Annotated in this window: 4 protein-coding genes; all 4 read right to left on the bottom strand. The window is 41.7% G+C overall.

All coding sequences use genetic code 11. The features are described 5' to 3' along the window. Positions 1-551: 551 nt before the first annotated feature. Positions 552-896, bottom strand: coding sequence for a 50S ribosomal protein L20 (gene rplT / locus ACOVQQ_RS02620; protein WP_094485147.1), 345 nt, complete (start codon positions 894-896; stop codon positions 552-554). Between the two features lie 93 nt (positions 897-989). Next, complete coding sequence (gene rpmI / locus ACOVQQ_RS02625) at positions 990-1187, bottom strand: 50S ribosomal protein L35 (RefSeq protein ID WP_094485146.1); 198 nt, start codon at positions 1185-1187, stop codon at positions 990-992. Positions 1188-1224: 37 nt separating this feature from the next. Further along, a complete protein-coding gene (gene infC, locus ACOVQQ_RS02630) occupies positions 1225-1785 on the bottom strand; it encodes a translation initiation factor IF-3 (protein ID WP_394335689.1) in 561 nt (186 codons plus the stop codon). 17 nt (positions 1786-1802) lie between these two features. Next, positions 1803-3755, bottom strand: a complete 1953-nt coding sequence (thrS, locus tag ACOVQQ_RS02635) for a threonine--tRNA ligase (RefSeq protein ID WP_421816813.1) — start codon at positions 3753-3755, stop codon at positions 1803-1805. Positions 3756-4123 lie beyond the last annotated feature (368 nt).

Consider the following 4123-nt stretch of genomic DNA (forward strand, 5'->3'; position numbering starts at 1 on the left):
CGATGCCGAACGGTTTGAAACAAACGCGCTTGAAGTGAAAGGCCCGGCCCGAAGCATCTCCATTATTTCCACTAAACTGGCGAGGGGCTGCCCTAAAATGAAAAATCGGAAAACAAAACTGCCTCCCGATTTTTTAAAATCATTTACTCTAGTCCTTCTTCTTGTAAAAGTATTTTAGCGCTAAAAATCGGCCAATAGTACCTCCTACAATTCCTGAGAACAAGACAATCAAAATACCTTCTAAACTCATATCCTTTTTAAAATTTGATTAAGATAAATACTTTAATAGCAACAAAACACTAAGTATTACGCGGGTTCTTGGCAAATTATAAATATGAATCTGATACCACTTTAAGCCAAGCGCCTACTCGCTTCGCATCTACACTAAGTTACATTCTAGATTGATAAATACAATTAGTAATTCCAAAATTAACAATCGTTTGAGACAGAAATATGAATGTTGAACAATGCGTGCTTCGATTTCAAAACACTTGAAACGAAAAAAGACCTGCAATTGCAAGTCTTTTCCGGTAAGTCAATATATTAAACGTTTATTTTACTTTGTTCAGAATAGCTTTGAAAGCTTCAGGATGATTCATCGCTAAATCAGCTAGAACTTTACGGTTAAGTTCGATTCCGGCTGCTTTTACCTTTCCGATAAATTGCGAATAGCTCATTCCCTCCAATCGTGCACCCGCGTTGATACGCATGATCCATAGAGAACGGAAATTTCTCTTCTTTTGTTTACGATCTCTGTACGAATACAACATCGCTTTCTCGACAGCATTCTTAGCAACTGTCCAAACGTTCTTTCTGCGACCAAAGAAACCTTTGGCCTGCTTCATCATTTTTTTTCTTCGTGCTCTTTTAGCAACCGAATTTACTGATCTTGGCATAATTTAATGTTTTTTTGTAGCAGGCGCTCGACTTTCGAGACTTAATGGCCATACTCCATGGTTTAAAAATAATTTAACCTCGCAATTCTAGAATTAAACAATTCTCAATTGCTCCTTCACGCTTCGAAGATCACTAGTGTGAACTAAAGCTGAATGCGTAAGCGCTAACTTACGTTTCTTCGACTTTTTAGTCAGGATGTGGCTTTTGAAAGCGTGTTTCCTTTTGATTTTACCTGAGCCAGTAACTTTGAATCGTTTCTTAGCCGAGGATTTGGTTTTCATTTTAGGCATAATTTCCTAAGGATTAAATTGACTTACTATTATTGTGTTATTGCTTCTTTTTCTTAGGAGCAATAAATAAAATCATTCTTTTACCTTCAAGAACCGGCATGGCTTCCACCTTTCCGTATTCTTCCAAATCTTGCGCTAAACGAAGTAGCAAAATTTGTCCTTGATCCTTGTAGATAATCGATCTTCCTTTAAAAAATACAAATGCTTTCAGCTTTGCACCTTCTTTCAGGAATTTTTCAGCATTCTTGCGCTTAAATTCATAATCGTGCTCGTCGGTTTGTGGTCCGAAACGAATTTCTTTAACCACTACTTGAGTCGACTTTGCCTTCAAAGCTTTTTCGCGTTTCTTCTGTTCGTAGATGAACTTTTTATAGTCCATTATTTTACAAACCGGCGGAACGGCGTTGGGTGAAATCTCTACCAAATCAAGCTCTTGCTCGTCGGCCATGCGAAGCGCGTCGGATAATTTGTAAACACCCGTTTCGATGTTTTCGCCTACTAGACGAACTTCCTGAATTCCACGGATGTTGTTATTGATGCGGTGTGCATCTTTCTTTTCGACCCTGGGTTGATACCCTCTGTTGTTTCTAATTGCTATGACTTAAATATTTTAAATTAAACGTTGAATGTCTTTAATGTTTTTGCGACTTCCTCTTGTACAACTGCTGCAAACTCATCTATACTCATCTTAATATTTTCGCGAGATTGCTGCACTCTACTGCGTACCGATACGGTATTTGTCTGTGCTTCTTCCTCGCCAACGATAAGCATGAACGGAAATTTTTGTAACTCGGCTTCGCGAATCTTCTTGCCAATCGTTTCATTGCGATTGTCAATTAGGGCGCGAATTTCGTGATTTTCGAGCAACTGTAAAACTTTTTTCGCATAATTTTCATATTTCTCGCTAAGACACAAGATGATAGCCTGCTCTGGAATTAACCACAACGGCAAGTTTCCAGCCGTATGCTCTAGCAAGATTGCGATGAAACGCTCCATAGATCCAAACGGCGCACGGTGAATCATTACCGGGCGATGCAACTCGTTATCTGCTCCTTTGTACGTTAGATCGAAACGCTCTGGCAAGTTGTAATCTACTTGAATGGTACCTAATTGCCAGTGTCTGCCCAGCGCATCTTTTACCATGAAATCGAGCTTCGGACCATAGAAAGCCGCCTCGCCGTATGCCACAACGGTATTCAGCTGCTTATCGGCTGTTGCTTTGATGATGGCCGCTTCTGCCTTCTCCCAGTTTTCGTTACTACCAATATATTTTTCTGGTTTTTCCGGATCGCGCAACGAAATTTGTGCTGTAAAATTCTCAAATCCAAGAGATCCGAAAACGTATAATACCAAATCAATTACGTTTTTGAACTCGGCATCGAGTTGGTCTGGCGTACAAAAAATATGTGCATCGTCTTGGGTAAATCCACGTACACGAGTTAAACCGTGCAATTCACCGCTTTGTTCGTAGCGGTATACCGTTCCAAATTCGGCGTAACGTTTCGGTAAATCTTTGTACGACCAAGGTTTTACGTTGTACATTTCGCAGTGGTGCGGACAATTCATTGGCTTCAATAAAAACTCCTCGCCTTCAGCTGGTGTATGAATGGGCTGAAAACTATCGGCACCGTATTTCGCGTAATGTCCGGAAGTTACATACAGTTCTTTTTGCCCAATATGTGGCGAAACTACTTGCTCGTAACCTGCTTTCTTTTGTGCTTTCTTTAAAAACTGCTCTAAACGTTCGCGTAAAGCAGCACCTTTAGGCAACCACAAAGGCAAACCTTGTCCAACACGCGGCGAAAACGTAAACAAATCCAATTCCTTACCAAGCTTTCGGTGGTCGCGACGTTTCGCTTCTTCCAACAGCTCTAAATAATCGGTTAGATCTTTTTGTTTTGGAAACGATATCCCGTAAACACGCGTTAATTGCTTGTTTTTCTCGTCGCCGCGCCAATAGGCACCTGCCACGCTCATGATTTTCATCGCTTTGATCAAGCCTGTATTTGGAATATGACCACCGCGACACAAATCGGTAAACGAGCTGTGATCGCAAAACGTAATGGTTCCGTCTTCCAAATTCTCGATCAATTCTACTTTATACGGATTGTTCTCTGCTTTATAAAAGGCCAACGCATCGGCTTTAGTTGCCGAACGCATTTTGAATTCGTGCTTTTCGCGAGCAATTTCCAGTACGCGATCCTCAACTTTTTTAAAGTCGGCATCGGTAATACGCGATTCGCCAAAATCGACATCATAGTAAAATCCGTTTTCAATCGCCGGACCTATAGTTAATTTAGCATCTGGATAAAATTCGAGTATTGCTTGCGCCATCACGTGCGAGGTCGAATGCCAAAAAGCTTTTTTTCCTTCGGCATCGTTCCAAGTATAAAGTACCAGCTTCCCATCGGTGGTTAGCGGCGTGGTCGTTTCAATCGTCGTTCCATCAAAAGATGCTGAAATAACGTTGCGTGCCAAACCTTCGCTGATGCTTTTCGCCACATCAAGCGCGCTAACTCCGGACTCGTAATCTCTAACCGAGCCGTCGGGAAGTGTAATGTGAATCATAATTTTTTAAAATTTAACGTGCAAAGATAGCCAATGCGCGGAAGCAAACAAGATGAATTTGATTTATTAATTTCGGTTACAAAAGCTGCTACCTAGCGGGGTCATAAATAGGTTAAAAGTGTGAGATGGCCTGATTGGTGCTTGTTGTTGATTTTTGTAGCTTTTCCCGCTGTTCGTTGCAAGTCCGCCGCTCGGCAACGGTTTGCACTGCGGTTTTTTGCGGCTTCCGGTGGTCGCCACCAAAACAGCGTGCGCACACGTTGCCACTCGTACGGGCTTTCCACTGCCATCGGGGCTAGACGTTTAGTGGAAGTACGTAGTGACGTTTGCCGTTTAACGTATCGGTTTTTGGGGAAGTTAGTCCCGAT

Origin of the sequence: Flavobacterium sp. (assembly GCF_049240005.1) — a bacterium.
Taxonomy (GTDB): Bacteria; Bacteroidota; Bacteroidia; order Flavobacteriales; family Flavobacteriaceae; genus Flavobacterium.

What these genes read in the sequence shown, in the direction of transcription:
- rplT (WP_094485147.1), bottom strand. Translation starts at nt 896, where the DNA reads ATGCCAAGATCAGTAAATTCGGTTGCTAAAAGAGCACGAAGAAAAAAA.
- rpmI (WP_094485146.1), bottom strand. Translation starts at nt 1,187, where the DNA reads ATGCCTAAAATGAAAACCAAATCCTCGGCTAAGAAACGATTCAAAGTT.
- thrS (WP_421816813.1), bottom strand. Translation starts at nt 3,755, where the DNA reads ATGATTCACATTACACTTCCCGACGGCTCGGTTAGAGATTACGAGTCC.